The organism is Streptomyces sp. V4I23 (genome assembly GCF_030817975.1).
In the GTDB taxonomy this organism is placed as follows: Bacteria; Actinomycetota; Actinomycetes; order Streptomycetales; family Streptomycetaceae; genus Streptomyces.
On sequence record NZ_JAUSZW010000003.1, the window covers coordinates 25426 to 42034 of the forward strand.

Annotated in this window: 13 protein-coding genes and 5 pseudogenes; 13 read left to right on the top strand and 5 right to left on the bottom strand. The window is 67.3% G+C overall.

Annotated elements, in window-relative coordinates:
* Positions 1-25 precede the first annotated feature (25 nt).
* Both QFZ82_RS01760 and QFZ82_RS01765 read left to right on the top strand, forming a co-directional pair.
* Positions 26-875: pseudogene (locus QFZ82_RS01760) on the top strand (IS5 family transposase).
* The gene (locus QFZ82_RS01765) at positions 872-1177 is read left to right on the top strand and encodes a hypothetical protein (protein ID WP_307711423.1); all 306 of its coding nucleotides are present in this window, start codon (positions 872-874) and stop codon (positions 1175-1177) included. Before QFZ82_RS01760 ends, QFZ82_RS01765 begins: the two are co-directional and overlap by 4 nt.
* Here QFZ82_RS01765 and QFZ82_RS01770 read toward each other — a convergent pair.
* The 3 genes from QFZ82_RS01770 to QFZ82_RS01780 form a co-directional block, all read right to left on the bottom strand.
* Complete coding sequence (locus QFZ82_RS01770) at positions 1171-2103, bottom strand: integrase core domain-containing protein (protein WP_307711424.1); 933 nt, start codon at positions 2101-2103, stop codon at positions 1171-1173. The two genes, QFZ82_RS01765 and QFZ82_RS01770, sit on opposite strands and share 7 nt — an antisense overlap.
* Entirely contained in the window at positions 2100-2420 is a 321-nt protein-coding gene (locus QFZ82_RS01775) for a transposase (protein ID WP_307711246.1), read from the bottom strand. Before QFZ82_RS01775 ends, QFZ82_RS01770 begins: the two co-directional genes overlap by 4 nt.
* Before the next feature lie 417 nt (positions 2421-2837).
* Positions 2838-3968 (bottom strand): prenyltransferase/squalene oxidase repeat-containing protein, encoded by a 1131-nt coding sequence (locus QFZ82_RS01780; protein ID WP_307711425.1) that lies wholly within the window; start codon positions 3966-3968, stop codon positions 2838-2840.
* Positions 3969-4846: 878 nt separating this feature from the next.
* Here QFZ82_RS01780 and QFZ82_RS01785 point away from each other — a divergent pair.
* From QFZ82_RS01785 to QFZ82_RS01795, 3 genes are all read left to right on the top strand, one after another.
* The gene (locus tag QFZ82_RS01785) at positions 4847-6223 is read left to right on the top strand and encodes an IS1380 family transposase (RefSeq protein WP_307711426.1); all 1377 of its coding nucleotides are present in this window, start codon (positions 4847-4849) and stop codon (positions 6221-6223) included.
* Between the two features lie 198 nt (positions 6224-6421).
* Positions 6422-7239, top strand: a protein-coding gene (locus QFZ82_RS01790) for an IS5 family transposase (RefSeq protein ID WP_373429203.1) whose coding sequence is annotated in 2 segments (ribosomal slippage) — positions 6422-6755 and positions 6755-7239 — 819 coding nt in all. Because the reading frame shifts where the segments join, the coding sequence is not laid out codon by codon here.
* Between the two features lie 129 nt (positions 7240-7368).
* The gene (locus QFZ82_RS01795) at positions 7369-8133 is read left to right on the top strand and encodes an IS5 family transposase (RefSeq protein ID WP_307711427.1); all 765 of its coding nucleotides are present in this window, start codon (positions 7369-7371) and stop codon (positions 8131-8133) included.
* 282 nt (positions 8134-8415) lie between these two features.
* On the opposite strand, the gene QFZ82_RS01800 is transcribed toward QFZ82_RS01795, so the two are convergent.
* Complete coding sequence (locus QFZ82_RS01800) at positions 8416-9621, bottom strand: IS110 family transposase (RefSeq protein WP_307711428.1); 1206 nt, start codon at positions 9619-9621, stop codon at positions 8416-8418.
* Between the two features lie 346 nt (positions 9622-9967).
* Between QFZ82_RS01800 and QFZ82_RS01805 the strand changes: the two genes are divergently transcribed.
* Positions 9968-10717 carry a transposase family protein gene (locus tag QFZ82_RS01805; protein ID WP_307711429.1) on the top strand — a complete coding sequence of 250 codons (750 nt, stop codon included), beginning with the start codon at positions 9968-9970 and terminating at the stop codon, positions 10715-10717.
* A gap of 62 nt (positions 10718-10779) precedes the next feature.
* Here the strand turns inward: QFZ82_RS01805 and QFZ82_RS01810 are convergent.
* A pseudogene (locus QFZ82_RS01810) lies at positions 10780-11247 on the bottom strand (transposase); the annotation flags it as partial.
* 47 nt (positions 11248-11294) lie between these two features.
* Here QFZ82_RS01810 and QFZ82_RS01815 point away from each other — a divergent pair.
* From QFZ82_RS01815 to QFZ82_RS01845, 7 genes and pseudogenes are all read left to right on the top strand, one after another.
* Positions 11295-12257, top strand: a pseudogene (locus QFZ82_RS01815) (ISAzo13 family transposase); the annotation flags it as partial.
* Positions 12258-12327: 70 nt separating this feature from the next.
* Positions 12328-13074, top strand: coding sequence for a transposase domain-containing protein (locus QFZ82_RS01820; protein WP_307711478.1), 747 nt, complete (start codon positions 12328-12330; stop codon positions 13072-13074).
* Between the two features lie 44 nt (positions 13075-13118).
* Positions 13119-14299, top strand: a protein-coding gene (locus QFZ82_RS01825; protein WP_307711400.1) for an IS3 family transposase whose coding sequence is annotated in 2 segments (ribosomal slippage) — positions 13119-13403 and positions 13406-14299 — 1179 coding nt in all. Because the reading frame shifts where the segments join, the coding sequence is not laid out codon by codon here.
* A 19-nt stretch (positions 14300-14318) separates the two neighbouring features.
* Positions 14319-14924 carry a hypothetical protein gene (locus QFZ82_RS01830; protein WP_307711430.1) on the top strand — a complete coding sequence of 202 codons (606 nt, stop codon included), beginning with the start codon at positions 14319-14321 and terminating at the stop codon, positions 14922-14924.
* A gap of 17 nt (positions 14925-14941) precedes the next feature.
* Positions 14942-15202 (top strand): annotated as a pseudogene (locus QFZ82_RS01835) (ISAzo13 family transposase); the annotation flags it as partial.
* Positions 15203-15635: 433 nt separating this feature from the next.
* Positions 15636-16088 (top strand): hypothetical protein, encoded by a 453-nt coding sequence (locus QFZ82_RS01840; RefSeq protein ID WP_307711333.1) that lies wholly within the window; start codon positions 15636-15638, stop codon positions 16086-16088.
* Positions 16089-16095: 7 nt separating this feature from the next.
* A pseudogene (locus QFZ82_RS01845) lies at positions 16096-16563 on the top strand (transposase); the annotation flags it as partial.
* Positions 16564-16609: the final 46 nt, after the last annotated feature.

Genomic DNA, 16609 nt, shown 5'->3' on the forward strand with positions numbered 1-16609 from the left:
GCCATGTGCATGCTGGGATGCGGACATGGACCGAAGACCGTATCCGAGCGACTTGTCGGATGAGCATTGGGCGTTGATTGAGCCGATGATCACGGCCTGGAAGCAGGTGAGGGTGGCGCGGTCGGCGACCGGTGATCCCGGGGCCTGCGATCTGCGGGAGGTCGTGAACGCGATCTTCTACCAGAACCGGACGGGCTATGGCGCTACTGCCCCATGACCTGCCGGCCTGGTCGGCGGTGTTCTACTACTTCACGCTGTGGCGTCAGGACGGCCTTGACCAGCGGATCCAGGAACTCCTGCGCTGCCAGGTCCGGGCGAGAGCTCGGCGATTAGAGGACCCGTCCCTCGTGATCATCGACACCCAGTCCGTGCGTGCGGCCGCCGGTGTCCCGAAGACCACGACGGGACTGGACGCCAACAAGAAGGTGTCGGGCCGCAAGCGGGGACTGGCCGTCGACGTGCTGGGGCTGATCATCGGCGTCGTCGTGCTCGCCGCATCCGCCCACGACAACGCCGCCGGCACCGCGCTGCTCGACCAGGCCGCCGAGCGGTGCGGGATGCGTCTGGAGAAGGCTCTGGTGGACCAGGGCTTCAAGGACGAGGTCCTCATCCACGGTGCCCTGCTGGACATCGACGTCGAAGTCGTCCGCCGCAACCCGGTTGACCAGGGCAAAGGCTTCGTCCCGCAACCGAAGAGGTGGATCGTGGAGCAGGTCAACGGCACGTTGATGCTGCACCGCCGACTGGCCCGCGAGTACGATCACTGGCCCGACACGTCCGCCTCGCGCGTCTACTGGGCCTCGATCGCGAGCATGACCCGCCGCCTCACCACACCGAGTCCAGCCTGGCGCGACACCCTCGGGCTGGCCGCGTGAACGTCATCGAGCTCCTGGCCGACCTTCAGGCCCAGCACGACAAGGCCGCAGCCCGTGCCGACGAACTGCGTGCCCAGATCCAGCACTTGACCGCCGCCCTGACCGAGACCGAAGCGCGACTCGCGAACCTGGTCACCACCCGGAAGGTCATCGCCGAACTCGCACCGGCTTCAGGCCAACCCGCACCGCCCGAGACGAACACCGCCTACCAGGCCATCGTGAACACCTTCAACCAGCATCCCGATCAAGAGTTCCGAGCCCGTGAGCTGCACGTGTCCCGCGTCAAGTTTTTGGCTCAGTGATCTCGGTTTGAAAGTTGGGGATGCAGGCTCGGGTCGTTGTAGACCTCGATCGGCCGGTGGCCGGACAGGGCCTCGTGGGGTCGGATGTGGTTGAACACATGCCGGTAGTGCTCGGCCTCGCGGGCGAGCATGGTGAGGTCCTCGATCTCCAGGCGGTAGAGGTGCTCGTACTTCAGCGAGCCGAAGGCGCGCTCGCGTACGCCGTTCTGGCCGGGGCTCTTGGCCTGGGTGCGGATGTGCAGCAACTCGGGGCGGGTAGCGATGAAGCGGGCGAACGCGGCGCCCTTGAAGGCTCCGCTATTGTCGGTGACCAGCTTGATGCGCCGGTTTTTGCCGGTGTCGGGATCGGCGGGCAGCAGCTCGGCCAGCGGACGTCCGCCGAGACGTTCGGCCTCCGCGATCGCGAGCTTCACCGCCTCGATCGCGTCGGCGCCGGTGCACGAGGGGCTGATGTGCCAGCCGTGCTCGTACTTGGTGAAGTAGTCCGTCACCCCGGCCAGCTGCCAGATCCCGCCTCCGGACGTCTCGTATTCGGAGAAGTCCAGTTGCCATACTTCGTTCGGGCTCGTCGGCGGCTGGGCGAAGGCGGCCTTGCGGGCCTTGGCCGGCTCGCGGCGTATGCCCTGGTAGTCGACCGGCTGGAGTAAATCCCTTCTGCGCAGAGCCGGTTCGATGGAGGATGCAGACACGTCGTGGCCGTCGGCTCGCATCATCCAGTGGATCTTGCGGTGGCCCCAGGCCGGCCAGTCCGCGGCGTACTTCGCGGCGATCGGCTCGAGCTGGTCGACCACCGGCGCCGGCCACGGGCCCTTGACCACACTCTGGCCACGGCGGGCGCGGGCCTGCCAGCGGGTGCAGGTGCGGCGCGGGATGCCGACAAGCTCGCAGAACCTCGAGGTCGGCATCGCCGCTTCGGTGCGGATCACCTCGAGGTCCTCGAAGGGGCCAGGCGGCCCTCAGCGGACTTCTTCCACACCCGCAGCTCGACATGGGCCTCACCAAGCGCGGCCTTGAGGTCCTCGATCTGCTCCTCGAGCATCGCCTCCCGGCTGGAGGCCTGCTTCGATGTTCCGGCCGTCAGGCCAGCCTTCCCGGACTCCAGGAACTGGTCCCGCCACTTGGCCACCGACGTCTGCGACGTCTTGTTCCGGCGGGCCGCCTCAGCGACGGTCATCTCACCAGCCAGGACCGACAGCACGATCCGTATCTTGTCCTCCACCGGGAACTGCGGCGGACGGCTCATCAGGCTCTCCTTCAGCTCGTCAGGGCTCAACAAACCCCTGTGCCAGAAAGTCTGACGCGCGACACCGCAGGCAGCGCTCCAACCCCCGTGTCATCAAACGCAAGATGACCAACTGGCACCTCAAACACACCCACCACCGCAACCCACCCCGGCCACCGGCCGTCGCAGTCACACTGATCCCACCCACCAAACCAACCAGCAGACGCCAGAAAAGCACCTAAATCACCAGTATTTGGTCTTAATCCCCTTACAACAGGCCCGCCGACCGCACACGGCCCCGCGGTGGCGGGGAGCAGCAGCCACCGCCTGACGGCAGGTGTGACCGACGATGTCCCGCCTACCTGAGGATCGACACCCCAACAGAGCGACGAGCGGGCCGTGTCACGGGCACGGCCCCTACCCTGCTCGGGTGCGGCATCAACTCGAGGCTGCAGCTTCTGCGGGACGCAGCGCTGCGTGGAGCCCCCATGCAGCGAGCGCGTGGGTGACACCGGATAGTTGGACCGGCAGCGGCCAAATCCTGGCCATCTCTGGCAGGCTGCCCCGCCAGGTGCCTTGTTCGCCTAATCCGCTCACCAGATGGTCCAGCGCGGGGGCGCGGCGCTCCGCGGTCAGCAGGCCGCATTGTCGCAGAACAACCAGGGCGATGCCGGTGGCTGCCGGGGTACTCGGCCCGTCCAACTGCTCCGGCCAGCCGCCGTCTGGGTTCTGCAGCGACGCCAGGGTGCGCGCCGCCTCCACGCTCTCGGGTGCCGAGCAGCCGAGTGCCTCAGTCATCTGGTGGACGGCGTACGGCAGGCCGAGGATATGGCTTGTACCATGCGCCAGCCCCGAGGCGTTACGTACCCGTGCCGCGAGCCATCTCTCCGCCTTGTCGTACGGGACGTGGTGCCTCCCGACGTGCTGGCGCAGGGCCGCCACCACGTGGGCGACGGTCTCCTCGCACGGCTTGCCGTGGCCCCAGAGGCCGTCGGGTGTTTGCCGGGACATGAGATAGGCGCACGCGCGTTCCGATATATGGCGGGGCAGCGGCAGCCCGGCAACGGCGCTGAGGACGAGTCCGGTGAGAGAAACGTCTGAGGGGGCTTGCACCGTCGCGCCCCAACCCCCGTCGTGGCGCTGGGCCGAGCAGAGGAACGCGAGTGCGCCGGGCAGGGCATGCTCCGCAAAGGCGGGATCATCGCGAAGTGCCCGGGTGATCAGGGCTGTTTCGACCACGTCGGCGGTTCGATCGGTCCAGGAACCATCGCTCCGCTGCACGCGAATCAGGTAATCGAGACTCCGGCTCCAGGCACCTCCGCGGGCTCCCACGCTGCTGAGTGCCAGCATGGTGAATGCGGCGGCTATAACGTCGCCGTACGAGTCGTCGGGGGACTGCCTAGCCATGAGATGTTCGAGTGCCGGCCAGCCTGCCTGCCCGGCATGCTGTGGACGTTCCAGAAGTATGTGGGCGGCGAGTGCCTCGACGGTACTGGCTGGGTCCGCCGGTGCGCGAGCGGCCCAGTCGCTGATATCACTGATGGCTCCGCGCAGCTCCTTCAGTGACATTCCCCCGATTATCGGGCGATCGCCGTGGAGGGCGAGCACCTGCACGAGGAGACATTGCCAGTCCCAGTCACCAGCGGAGGGTGTCGAAGGCAGCGTCGGTGACGATGAGTCGCAGCCGGGTCCTAATGGCAGCGGCGGGAGTGTGACGGGTTCGCCGTCGTTGACGCCGAGGGACCAGAGAGCCGCTTCCAGCTGACGTGCGGGAGGTTCGATCACGGCACGGGGGTGATTGCGGAGGAGCCAGTCGCGGGCGCGGTCGACGGCCGTCCGAGAGCTCGGTCCGCCGGCGAATGCGAGCGCGAAAGCGGCGACGGCGGTCTCGGCGACGCGTAGCACGGGCCGGGAGGCCCAAGACCCATCGTCGCGCTGGCTCCGGAGGCTGTGCATCACTGTGGCCGCCGCTGCCGAGCGGTGTCGTTGTGTCCGGTCTTTCATAGTGTCTCCGTGCGAGGCCGGTGAGGGAGGTCGACCTTTTAACGTAAGGGAATGGCAGCCAGTTCAGGTGGATGCGTCGACCGATTAGAGCACCGTCACCGCACCGTCCGCTTCGCGAAGACCGCCCTGAAAGCAGGTGTCGGGCATGTCTTCGCAGTCGACGTCGCGGTCGCCGCCACAATCCGGCAGACTGGAGCCAACGGCCTCGGTGCGCAGCCGAATCATCAGCCCTCAGCGGGGTTGGGCGACGGACGTCCCCAGATTTCTGGCAGAAGAAAGCGGAAATGTGAATGATTTTAGAGGGTGTCTCACGTGGCGTTAGCCTCGCGCTTTCACGTGGCAGGGCGTCCGGTGGGTGATCAGAAACGCAGAGAGTGCTCCTGACCTGCAACGATGGGACTTGTCTAGTGTCCAGGTCGTCGCATGAAAGAAGCACTCTCCAGGTGAAGAAGCGTATCGGGTCCTACCCGCGTGTCCGCGTCGAGGGCGGTGGCCGCGGGGTGGTGTCCCAGGCCGGTGGTGTGCTGCTGGTGGAGACGATCCGCAAGTCCGGTCTGGATCAGGCGATATCGGCGGCGCTTGAGCCGTGGCGAAGGCCGCGGGCGGTGCATGATCCGGGCAAGGTCCTGCTGGATGTGGCGCTCGCGGTCGCGCTGGGTGGGGACTGCCTGGCAGACGTCGGTCTGCTGCGGGCCGAACCGGCCATGTTCGGGCCGGTGGCCTCCGATCCGACGGTATCCCGGCTGATCGACACGCTGGCAGCGGGTGGGAAGCGTGCTCTGACCGCACTGCGGCAGGCCCGCTCTCAAGTCCGTGAATGTGTGTGGACGTTGGCCGGTGACGCGGCGCCGGACGTGTCCGGGCAGGTGGTCGTGGACCTGGGCGGGGTGCTGGTGATCGCGCATTCCGAGAAGCAGGATGCGGCCGCGACCTGGAAAAAGACGTTCGGGCACCATCCGCTGATGGGGTTCGTCGACCACGGCCGGGGCGGGTCCGGGGAGCCGGTGGCCGGGCTGCTGCGGCCCGGGAACGCGGGCAGCAACACCGCTGCGGACCACATCGAAGCCGCCAGGATCGCCCTGAAGCAGCTGCCGAAGAAGTACCGGCGCGGACGGCGGACGCTGATCCGCACCGACTCGGGCGGCGGCACCCACGAGTTCGTGGACTGGCTTTCCGCGCGCGGCCGGTGGCTGTCCTACTCGGTCGGCATGACCATCACCGATGCCATCCACCAGGCCGTCGGGAAGGTCCCGGCATCGGCCTGGACGCCGGCCGTCGAGCCCGACGGCGAGATCCGCGACGGTGCCTGGGTCGCCGAACTCGACGGCGACTGCCTGACCGGCTGGCCCAAGGAGATGCGGCTGATCGTGCGGAAGGAACGCCCGCACCCCGGCGCCCAACTGCGCTTCACCGACGCCGACGGCATGCGCCTGACCTGCTTCGCCACCAACACCAAGCATGCTCCGATCGCCGCGCTCGAACTGCGGCACCGCCAGCGCGCGAGGGCCGAGGACCGCATCCGCGCCGCCCGCGCCACCGGCCTGCGCAATTTGCCCCTGCACGACACCGCGCAGAACCAGATCTGGCTGGAGATCGTCCAGATCGCCCTCGACCTGCTCGCCTGGATGCCCATGCTCGCCCTCACCGGACAAGCTGGCCGGTGGGAGCCCCGCCGCCTGCGGCTGCGGCTGTTCTCCGTGGCCGCTCAGCTCGTCACCACCGGACGCCGCCGCATCCTCCGCCTCGCCAAGCACTGGCCCTGGGCTGGTGTGATCACCGACGCCCTGCAACGGCTCGCGGCCCTGCCGAACCCCGGCTGACCAGCAACTTCCCGTCCCCACGAGCAACACCACCCGACCGGAGCCGTGGAACCCGGCGCCCACCCGACGCGACAGCCGGGCCACCAGCCTGCCCACCTGCAGAAATCTCCGCTCCGAACGAGCCGAAAGAGTCCTTCAGCAAGCTGACGGACCCTCATGCAAGATCGAGGTTAGGTGGATGCGGCATGATGCTTTGCCATGGTTGTTGGTTTGTCGCAGCGGTTGGTTCCTGACGAACTCTGGTCGCTCGTCGCACCGTTGTTGCCTTCGTTTACTTCCCGTCCGCAGGGTGGAGGCACGGCCCCGGTCGATGAGCGAGCAGCGTTCACGGCTGTGGTGTACGTGCTGACCAGCGGCTGTGCCTGGCGCCATCTGCCGGAGACTTTCGGTGTCTCGCCGGCCACCGCGCACCGCCGGTTCTCCGCTTGGACCAAGGACAGGCTGTGGCGGCGGCTGCATCGGGCCGTTCTGGACGAACTCGGGGCCCGTGGTGAGGTGGACTGGACCTCGGCGATCGTGGACGCGGCCTCGGTCCGTGCGAAAAAGGGGGATCGCTGACCGGGCGCAATCCGGTCGACCGGGGCAAGAAGGGCAGCAAGCTCCACGTACTGTCCGACGCGCAAGGCTTACCCCTCGCTCTTGGCGTCTCTGGCGCGAACGTTCATGACAGCCAGGCGCTGCTGCCGCTGGTCCTGGGCATACCCGCCATCCGCTCGAGGCGCGGTCCCCGTAGACGCCGCCCCGGCAGGCTCCGTGCCGACAAGGCGTACCACTCCGCCGAGAGGCTGAAGTGGCTGCGCGAGCGGGGCATCGTCCCGCGCATCGCCAGGCCCGGCATCGAGTCCAGCGAGCGTCTCGGCCGGCACCGCTGGAAGATCGAACGGTCGATCTCCTGGCTCTTCGGCTACCGCCGCCTGACCGTCCGATACGAGCGAAAGGGCAGCCACTTCCTGGCCTTCCTCGGACTCGCGGCGGCCCTGACCTGCTACAAGAAGCTCGCAAAACTCACCACGTGAGACATCCTCTTATTGCCAATGAGCCTTTTCCAACCTCGTTCTTGAGTACGTCAGTTGGGCTGACAACGTGGTGAAGCCCCTGGTAGACGGGTTTTCGACCAAGAGAACCGTCTCCACCAGAGGCTTCACGTGCTTGTCTACCCGTCGGGCGCTGACGTGTCCAGCTCCGCCCTTCGCTTCCTCACACAGCAGTTGCGGCGGCACCGCCGCGCGATCGGTTCCCGGTGGCGGCGTCTGAGCGCCGGCCGCCAGGCCCTGCTCACAATCGCCCACCTGCGGGTGGGAAACACCTACGCCCAGCTCGCGGCCGGATTCGGCGTCGGCACCACAACGGCCTACCGCTACGTCACCGAGGCGGTCGAGCTTCTCGCCACGCTCGCCCCGAGCCTCGCCGACGTGGTGCGGACCGCGTCGGCGAAGGCATATCTGATCCTGGACGGCACGCTCCTGCCGATCGACCGCATCGCCGCCGACCGCCCGTTCTACTCCGGCAAACACAAGAAGCACGGGATGAACGTGCAGGTCCTCGCCGATCCCTTCGGCCGACTGCTGTGGGCCTCACCGGCCCTGCCCGGCGCCGTCCACGACATCCGCGCGGCCCGCGAACACGGCATTGTCGACGCCCTCACGCAGGCCGGCATCCGATGCTGGGCCGACAAGGGCTACCGAGGTGCCGGAGGCACGGTCCGCGTCCCGTGCCGGGGCCGGTGGGAGAACCTCTCCGAAGGCCAGAAAGCGGTGAACCGGTCCCACGCAAAGATCCGGGCCCTCGTCGAGCCCGCCGTCGCAGCCCTCAAGTCTTGGCGGATCCTGCGCAAACTGCGGTGCTCGACCACCCGGATCACCAGCATCGTCCAAGCCGTCCTCACCCTTCATCTGACCAGCTCAGAGTGAGGTTGGAAAAGGCTCAATGTTGCCACTTCGATCTCTCGCTCGATGTTCTTGAGGCGGTTCTTCAGCTGGTAGCTGTGGCCGTTGATGGAGATCACTTCGCAGTGGGGGAGGAGCCGGTCGCGGATGGCGGACGACGGTCTTGGTGCGGTCGTAGACGATCGTCATCGGGGCCCTTCTGATTTGCGGGAGCTCGCTGTAGCTCCCGGAGCGTTGCACTTCATCAGTCGATCAGTGATTCCCAATCAGGTTTGTCAAGGGCTGTGGTAGCGGTCGGTGACCGTGTTATGCCGCTGCGAGGCCGCGTTGAGGTGGCTCGACGGTGAAGGTCCGCTGGTCGCGTATGAGGGCCCACAAGACGTCGAGGCGGCGCCGGGCGAGGGCGAGGATGGCCTGCTTGTGTGACTTGCCCTCGCTCCTCTTGCGTTCGTAGAAGGCTCTGGATGTCGGACAGCACCGGGCGGCGACCTGGGCGGACAGGTAGAAGACGCGCAGGAGGCGGCGGTGGTAGCGGTGCGGTTGGCGCATGTTGCCGCTGATGCGTCCGGAGTCCTTGGGGACGGGGGCCAGGCCTGCGATGCCGGCCAGGCGGCCGGAGCTGCCGATGGCGTCCAGGTTTCCGCCGGTGCAGGCGATGAACTCGGCACCGAGGAGGCTGCCCATGCCCGGCATGCTGGTGATCGCCGCAGCGTGCGCGTGCTCGCGAAACCGTGCCTCGATCAGCGCGTCGGTGCGGGCGATCTCCTCGTCCAGGGCCATCACCGCGGCGGCCAGGGTGCGGACCATGGCTGCTGCGGTCCTCTCGCCGGGAATCACCGTGTGCTGGGCCTGCGCCGCCTCCAGCGCGGTGAACTCCACCGCCTGGGCGTTTCGCACCTTGCGGTTCGCCAGCCAGGTGCTCAGGCGGGACCGGCCGATCCGGCGCAGGGCGGCCGGTGTCTGGTAGCCGGTCAGCAGGACCAGCGCGGCCTTGGAGGTGCTGTAGTTGAAGGCGCGTTCCAGGGCGGGGAAGTACTCCAGGAGCTGGGCGCGCAGCCGGTTGATGGCGCGGGTGCGGTCGGCGGTGAGGTCGTAACGGCGGGCGGTGAGGATCCGCAGGTCGACGGCGATCTCGTCCTGTTCCTGCAGGGGGTGCAGGTCACGGCGCATGCGGGCCTGATCGGCGATGACGTAGGCGTCCTTGGCGTCCGTCTTGCCGTCGCCCCGGTAGGAACCGGAGGCGTGGTGGACGGTCCGGCCCGGGATGTAGAGGACTTTCTGTCCGTGGGCGGCCAACAGCGCGATCAGCAGTGCGGCACCGCCCGCGTTCAGATCGACGGCCCAGGTCACCGGCTCGCCCTCGCTCAACTCGAGGACCTCACCGATCAGCTCGAGCAGAGTCGTCTCGTCGTTGGCCACCCGCCGTGACAGCCTTCGCTCACCCTCGGCGTCGATCACCGTGCAGTGATGCTCGCTCTTGCCCGCGTCCGTTCCCGCCCACAGCTGCGGCACTCGTGCCTCCCTTGAGGATCCGTGTTCCTGGTCCCGGCAGACGACCACGCCGACGTGTCCTTACGAAGCGATGAGGTTCGCGCATCCCAATGAGTGGCCGTGTCGTCGCGGGGCGCCGGGCGGCCAATCACTGAAAGCCACACCCTCGGCATGAGCTTTTTGAGCCACACCCGACGTCCCTGGGCCTCCCGATCGTACGAATGAGCGGAACCGACCCGCCAAGAAGGTAAGGAGCATTTTCAGAGTGGCCACTGATCGGGTGACGGGCCGACGTCCGCAACGCATGAGGCTCCTGTGCCGTTGAGGGAGGTGTTCGACGTCTCAACTGATCAGCGCAGGAGCCTCGTTGGTTTCCTATCGAGCCGAACTCGACCTGCCTCACGCTCTGGTCGAGTGGGTAACCATGCTCATCGTCACCCGTGAGGGTGACCGCCGCTGCAAGCTCCCGCCTCACCAGCGTGCTCTCGTCGGCCTGATCTACCTTCGCCGGCACGACCCGCTGTCGCAGATCGCGGCCGGCTTCGGCATATCCGTCGGCACCGCCCACGCTTACGTCGCGACCGTCGTCGGCCACCTGTCCCGCAGGGCGCCCGGCCTGCTGCGTGTCCTGCGCGAGACCGATCCCGAGCACGTCCTGCTCGACGGAACCCTCGCCGAGTGCGACCGGGTCGGTGACAGCCGGGCGGACTTCTCCCAGAAGCACCGCCGCCATGGCGTGAACGTGCAGGTCGTGGCCGACCCTGCGGGCAAGCTGCTATGGATCTCGCCCGCACTGCCGGGGCGCACCCACGATCTGACTGCGGCCCGCACCCACCGCATCATCCGGATCTGCGAACGCCAAGGCGTTCCCGTCCTCGCCGACCGCGCCTACATCGGCGCCGACTCCTGGGTGACCACGCCGATCAGACGGCTTCCGCGCCAGGACCTCAACCCGACCCAGCAGACGATCAACCGAACCCTGTCAGCTGCGCGAGCGCCAGTCGAACGAAGCGTCGCGCAACTGAAGTCCTGGCGGATCTTCCGCCGGGCCCGTTGCAGTCCCAACCGCCTGTCGTCAATCTCCGCCGCCGTCCTCACTCCGGAGCGTCAACGCTGAAAACGCTCAGTGACAGGCATTCGAACTCCGTCGTGCGCTGCAGCTCCTCCAGCCGACCTGGGTCATGTCCCCTGTAGTGGTGTAACCGTGTCGCGTTGATCTTCAGTGGGATAGATCTTGTCCATGCTGCCTTCGGGGAGGTAGCGGCGGGGGAAGGCGATCCATTCGTCGTGCATCTCGATGAGCACGGCGGTGGTGAGGCGTTCGAGGGCGCCTGGGTTGGGGAAGATCTGGACGACGTCGACGCGGCGCTTGATCTCCTGGTTGACCCGCTCCAGGGGGTTGGTCGACTGGATCTTCTTCCAATGTCGCTCGGGGAAGTCCGCGAAGGCGGTGAGGTCGACCTTGGCTTCCAGGAGCATCGCCTGCACCTTGGGGAACTGGCGTCCGAGCATGTCGGCGACGGTGTCGAGCTGGGCGCGGACGGCCTCGGCCGTGGGCTGGGCGAAGATCGTGCGGATGGTCGCGGCCACCATCTCCGCGGCGTCCTTGGGGATCACCGCGAAGACGTTGCGCAGGAAATGAAGCCGTAAAGAATCAAGGTGCTGCTTTACAGGGACAGGCTCGTTGTCAGGGTATGGCAGTTCCGGAGGAGATCTGTTTCCAACTCCAGTGCAGGTTCTCGGTGTTGTTGCCGTACTTGAACGAGCGGCAGCGGCGGCTGGCCCTGGCTACCGAGGCCCGGCTGCTCGGGCACGGCGGCATACGGGCGGTAGCGCGGATCGCGCAGGTCAGCGAGACGACCGTGCGTCGTGGAGTGTTGGAGCTGGAAGCGGGGGCCGGGCCTCTGCCGGACGGCCGGGTGCGTGCACCAGGCGGAGGCCGCAAGCGGGCCGAGGAGAACGATCCGGTCTTGCGCAAAGCCCTGTTGGGGCTGGTCGAGCCGGACGAGCGGGGAGATCCTCAGTCTCCGCTGCGGTGGACGACGAAGTCGCTGCGCAACCTGGCCGAGGAGCTGACCCGGCAGGGGCACCCGGTGTCCGCGCCGACGGTGGGCCGGCTGCTCAAGCAGGAGGGCTTCAGCCTGCAGGCGAACGCCAAGACCCTCGAGGGTGCCCAGCATCCCGACCGGGATGCCCAGTTCCGCTATATCAACGAGCAGGTCAAGCAGCACCAGGCCGATGGCGAGCCGGTGATCAGCGTGGACACGAAGAAGCGGGAGCAGATCGGACGGCTGCCCATGGCCGGCCGCGAGTGGCGGCCCAGGGGCGAGCCGGTCGAGGTGGAGGACCATCACTTCTTCTTCAGTGGCCCGGACGTTCAGCAGGCGATCCCATACGGGATCTACGACATCGTCCGCAACACCGGATGGGTCAACGTCGGTGTCGACCACGACACGTCGGTCTTCGCGGTCGAGTCCATCCGCCGCTGGTGGCGCTGTCGCGGCAGCCTCGACTACCCGAAGGCGTCACGCCTGCTGATCACCTCGGACGCAGGCGGCTCCAACGGTTACCGCTACCGGGTCTGCAAGAGCGAACTGGCCGCCCTGGCCGCCGAAACCGAACTGAGCATCACCGTGTGTCACTTTCCTCCGGGCACACAATGCCGTTGCTTGAGTAGGGCAAGCAGTTCGCGGTGACGTTTGGGGCACAGTGATCGTTGAGCCCGGCATGCATCCATGGGTGGGGATATCTGATCATGTGCGGCTGGGAGTGGTGACACGCTGGGTGACCCCGGAGCTCGTCGGTGAAGTGCTGGAGAAATGCGGGGTTCGCGACAAGAAGTCCGGCGCCCTGCCGGCCGGGTTCATGGTCTACTTCACGCTCGCTCTGGCCCTGTTTCAGCAGGACTCCTACGACGACGTCGCCGAGCAGCTTGTCGGCAGTATCCCGGAGTTGGGTGAGAGCATCCCCAACAAGTCCTCGTTCACGCGGGCGCGAAGGCGCCTGGGACCGCAGGTCTTGGAAACCATGTTCCGGGAGCTGGCCGGGCCGTTGGCTCCGGTCGGTTTGAAGAGCGCCTTCTATCGCGAGATGCGGCTGGCCGCAGTGGACGGGTTCGTGCTGGACGTGCCGGACACGACGGCCAATCGGGCCGCGTTCGGCGGACCGGTCAAGAACGGCCAGCCCGCGGGTTTCCCGCAGGTCCGGGGGGTGACGCTGACCGAGTGCGGCACCCACGCACAGATCGACGCGGCGGTGGGCGGATTCAACGGCGGCGAGCCGGAGCTGGCGATCAAAATGGCCGACGCGGCGGCCGGGATGCTGGTCATCATGGACCGCGGCTTTCCCGGGGTGGCGCTATGGAAGGCATACACCGGGACCGGGGCTCATCTGCTAATCCGTGCCCGGTCGAGCGTTGCTGCTCGCCCGGTCAAGTATCTGCCCGACGGTAGGGACTGCTGCAGGGTTGAGTGACACCTGACCTGGCTTGCTGAGAGGCGGCCTGGAAGGATGTTGCAGTGCCCAAGCCGTATCCGAAGGAGTTCCGCGAGGACGTCGTGCGGGTCGCGCGCAACCGCGAGCCCGGCGTCACGCTGGAGCAGATCGCCGCTGACTTCGGGGTCCACCCGATCACGTTGTCGAAGTGGCTGCGCCGCGCCGAGACCGATGAGGGCGCCAGGCCCGCAACGACGTCGGGTGAGTCGGCCGAGCTGCGCGAGGCCCGCAAGCGGATCCGGTTGTTGGAGCAGGAGAACGAGGTGCTCAGGAGGGCTGCGGCGTATCTGTCGCAGGCGAACCTGCCGTCAAAATGATGTACCCGCTCGTCCGTGAGCTGGCCGCCGCCGATGCCCCTTACCGGGTGCCGGTGGCGGTGACGTGCCGGGTGCTCGGGCTGGCCCGCCAGCCCTACTACCGGTGGCTTGCCCGGCCTGCCACCGACGCGGAACTGACCGAGGCATACCGGGCCAACGCCCTGTTCGAGGCGCACCGCGACGATCCCGAGTTCGGGCACCGCTTCCTTCTCGACGAGGCCCACGCCGCCGGTGAGGCGATGGCCGAGCGGACCGCCTGGCGGATCTGCCGGGACAACGGCTGGTGGAGTGCCTTCGGCAAACGCCGGGGCCGCGGGAAGAATGCCAAAGCCGGGCCACCGGTCCACGATGACCTGGTGCGGCGGAACTTCACCGCGGACGGGCCGAACCGGTTGTGGCTCACGGACATCACCGAGCACGCGACCGGCGAGGGCAAGCTGTATCTGTGCGCCGTCAAGGATGTGTACTCCGGCCGCATCGTGGGCTATTCCATCGACGCCCGGATGAAGTCCCGCCTCGCGGTGGCCGCGCTGGAGTCCGCCGTTGCCCGCCGCAGCCCCGCTGCGGGATGCATCGTGCACTCCGACCGCGGATCGCAATTCCGGTCCCGCAAGGTCGCCGCCGTCCTCACCCGGCACGGCCTGGTCGGCTCAATGGGCCGGGTCGGGGCCGCCGGCGACAACGCCGCAATGGAGAGCTTCTTCGCATTGCTGCAGAAGAACGTCCTCGACCGCCGCGTCTGGGCCACCCGCCAGGAGTTGCGGATCGCGATCGTCACCTGGATCGAGCGGACCTACCACCGGCGCCGGCGGCAACGACGCCTGGGCCGATTGACCCCCGTCGAGTACGAGACCATCATGACCCCACCCGCAGCTCTGGCTGCATAAACCCCGCTGTCACCCGATCATGCAGCAGTCCCGTACTTACCTGGCGAGGATGAACCTGGCCGGGCAGAAAGGCGCGCATCCCGGAGGTGTGCTGGTCCGCGTGATCGAGTACCGCGTCGATGACGGCGAGGTGGTCAGGCTGTTGACCGACCTTGTGGACCCGGTCGCATATCCGGCGGCGGAGTTGGCAGGGCTCTATCACTCGCGGTGGGAGGCGGAGTCGGCATTCCGGCAGATCAAGACCTTCCAGCGCGGGCCAGCCGAGGTCCTGCGCTCGGGTGACCCGGATCTGGTGCGCCAGGAGGTCTGGGCGCATCTGGTCGTACACCACTGCCTCACGCAGGTCATCATCGCTCTGGCCGACGACACCGGGATTCCCCCGGACCGGGTCTCCTTCGTCAAGGTCCTCAAGCACGCACGGCGCAGCGTGGTCCGCCAGTGCACGGACACGCCCACGAAGATCAAGGAGTTCTTGGTGGTGCTGGCGGCAAAGGTTCGCCGTAAGCTCGACAACGGCGCCAGGCGCCTGCGGGAGGCGGACCGACATCTGAAGCGTCCGGACTCGAAGTACTCGTCGAAGCTCTCCTACCGGATCATCACGCTACAGCCCGTGATAGTTCGGTAGTCAAGCAACGGCATTGTCCGGGCACAAGCAAATGGAACAAAATCGAGCACCGGCTGTTCTCCCACATCACCCACAACTGGCGTGGCAGGCCGCTGACCAGCCACGAAGTCGTTATCGAGACGATCGCCGCCACCCGCACCCGGGCTGGTCTGCGCGTCGAGGCCCACCTGGATCCCGGTGACTACCCCACCGGCATCGCGATCAGCAAGGACCGCTTCGCCGCGCTGCCGCTGGTCCGGCATGAGGTTCACGGCCAGTGGAACTACACCCTGCTGCCCGAACCCTCCGCGCCACAGGCCCTGCCTGTCAGCGAGGCGCACGGCGTCGCCGGCCGACGCCGCGAACTTCTGGCCCGTCTGGCGGACCCGCGCCTGACCGGGCTGAATGGCACGGAACTCGCAGAGCTGTGTGCTGAGTTGGCCCCGCTGCAGGCCGCCCGGGCCCAGGAACGCTACAGCGAGCAGCGCGGCGGACGCGCCCGGCGCGCAACCGGAAATCAGCGGGCCAAGCCGCTGTTCGACGACGCCACCCGGGTGATGCTCACCCTCCTCTACCAGCGCCAGGTCTGCTCGATGAAGCTGCTGGGCGACATGCTGGAGGTGACCCCAACCTGCATCGGCCACCTCATCGCCGAGACCCGCCGGGTCCTGGAGGACCACGGCCACCAGCCCGGTTACGCTCCCCAGCCGGTTCACCACGGCGCACACGCTGATGGCCTTCCTCGACACCGACAAGACCCCGCCGCGCACCCGGATCATGGAGAGCCTGTCCCATCCGCGGCTTACCGGCATGTCCCGCACGGAACTGGATGCACTCGCTCGCCGCCTCGCCCCACGCCAGGTTGCCCTGGTCGAACGTGCCTCCTACCAGCGCCGGGGCACCGATCGCCAGCCGGGCAGCCGCGGCGGCGTCTTCCCGCAGAAGCTCGGCGACAGAGAACGCGTCGTCGTCGCCATCCTCTACCTGCGGAGACTGTGCACCCTGGACGTCCTCGCCGACGTGCTGGGGGACGTGAGCAGGTCCTCGATCGGGAACGTCGTCCGCGAGATCCGGCCCCTGCTCGCCGAAAGCGGACTTCTCCCACCTCCGGCCACCACCCGCTACCGCACCGCCACCGAACTCCTCGCCGCCGCGGATGAAGAAACCGACACACCGACAAGTTGATTCTTTACGGCTTCATTTCCTGCGCAACGCCTTCGCGGTGATCCCCAAGGACGCCGCGGAGATGGCGGCCGCGACCATCCGCACGATCTTCGCCCAGCCCACGGCCGAGGCCGTCCGCGCCCAGCTCGACACCGTCGCCGACATGCTCGGACGCCAGTTCCCCAAGGTGCAGGCGATGCTCCTGGAAGCCAAGGTCGACCTCACCGCCTTCGCGGACTTCCCCGAGCGACATTGGAAGAAGATCCAGTCGACCAACCCCCTGGAGCGGGTCAACCGGGAGATCAAGCGCCGCGTCGACGTCGTCCAGATCTTCCCCAACCCAGGCGCCCTCGAACGCCTCACCACCGCCGTGCTCATCGAGATGCACGACGAATGGATCGCCTTCCCCCGCCGCTACCTCCCCGAAGGCAGCATGGACAAGATCTATCCCACTGAAGATCAACGCGACACGGTTACACCACTACAGGAGACATGACCGGTTTCGTGGTTGCGAGGTAGTGGTTGTTCTCGTATTCGACGGG

What these genes read in the sequence shown, in the direction of transcription:
- QFZ82_RS01775 (WP_307711246.1), bottom strand. Translation starts at nt 2,420, where the DNA reads ATGAGCCGTCCGCCGCAGTTCCCGGTGGAGGACAAGATACGGATCGTG.
- QFZ82_RS01840 (WP_307711333.1), top strand. Translation starts at nt 15,636, where the DNA reads ATGGCCTTCCTCGACACCGACAAGACCCCGCCGCGCACCCGGATCATG.
- QFZ82_RS01830 (WP_307711430.1), top strand. Translation starts at nt 14,319, where the DNA reads ATGCAGCAGTCCCGTACTTACCTGGCGAGGATGAACCTGGCCGGGCAG.
- QFZ82_RS01780 (WP_307711425.1), bottom strand. Translation starts at nt 3,968, where the DNA reads ATGTCACTGAAGGAGCTGCGCGGAGCCATCAGTGATATCAGCGACTGG.
- QFZ82_RS01820 (WP_307711478.1), top strand. Translation starts at nt 12,328, where the DNA reads ATGCATCCATGGGTGGGGATATCTGATCATGTGCGGCTGGGAGTGGTG.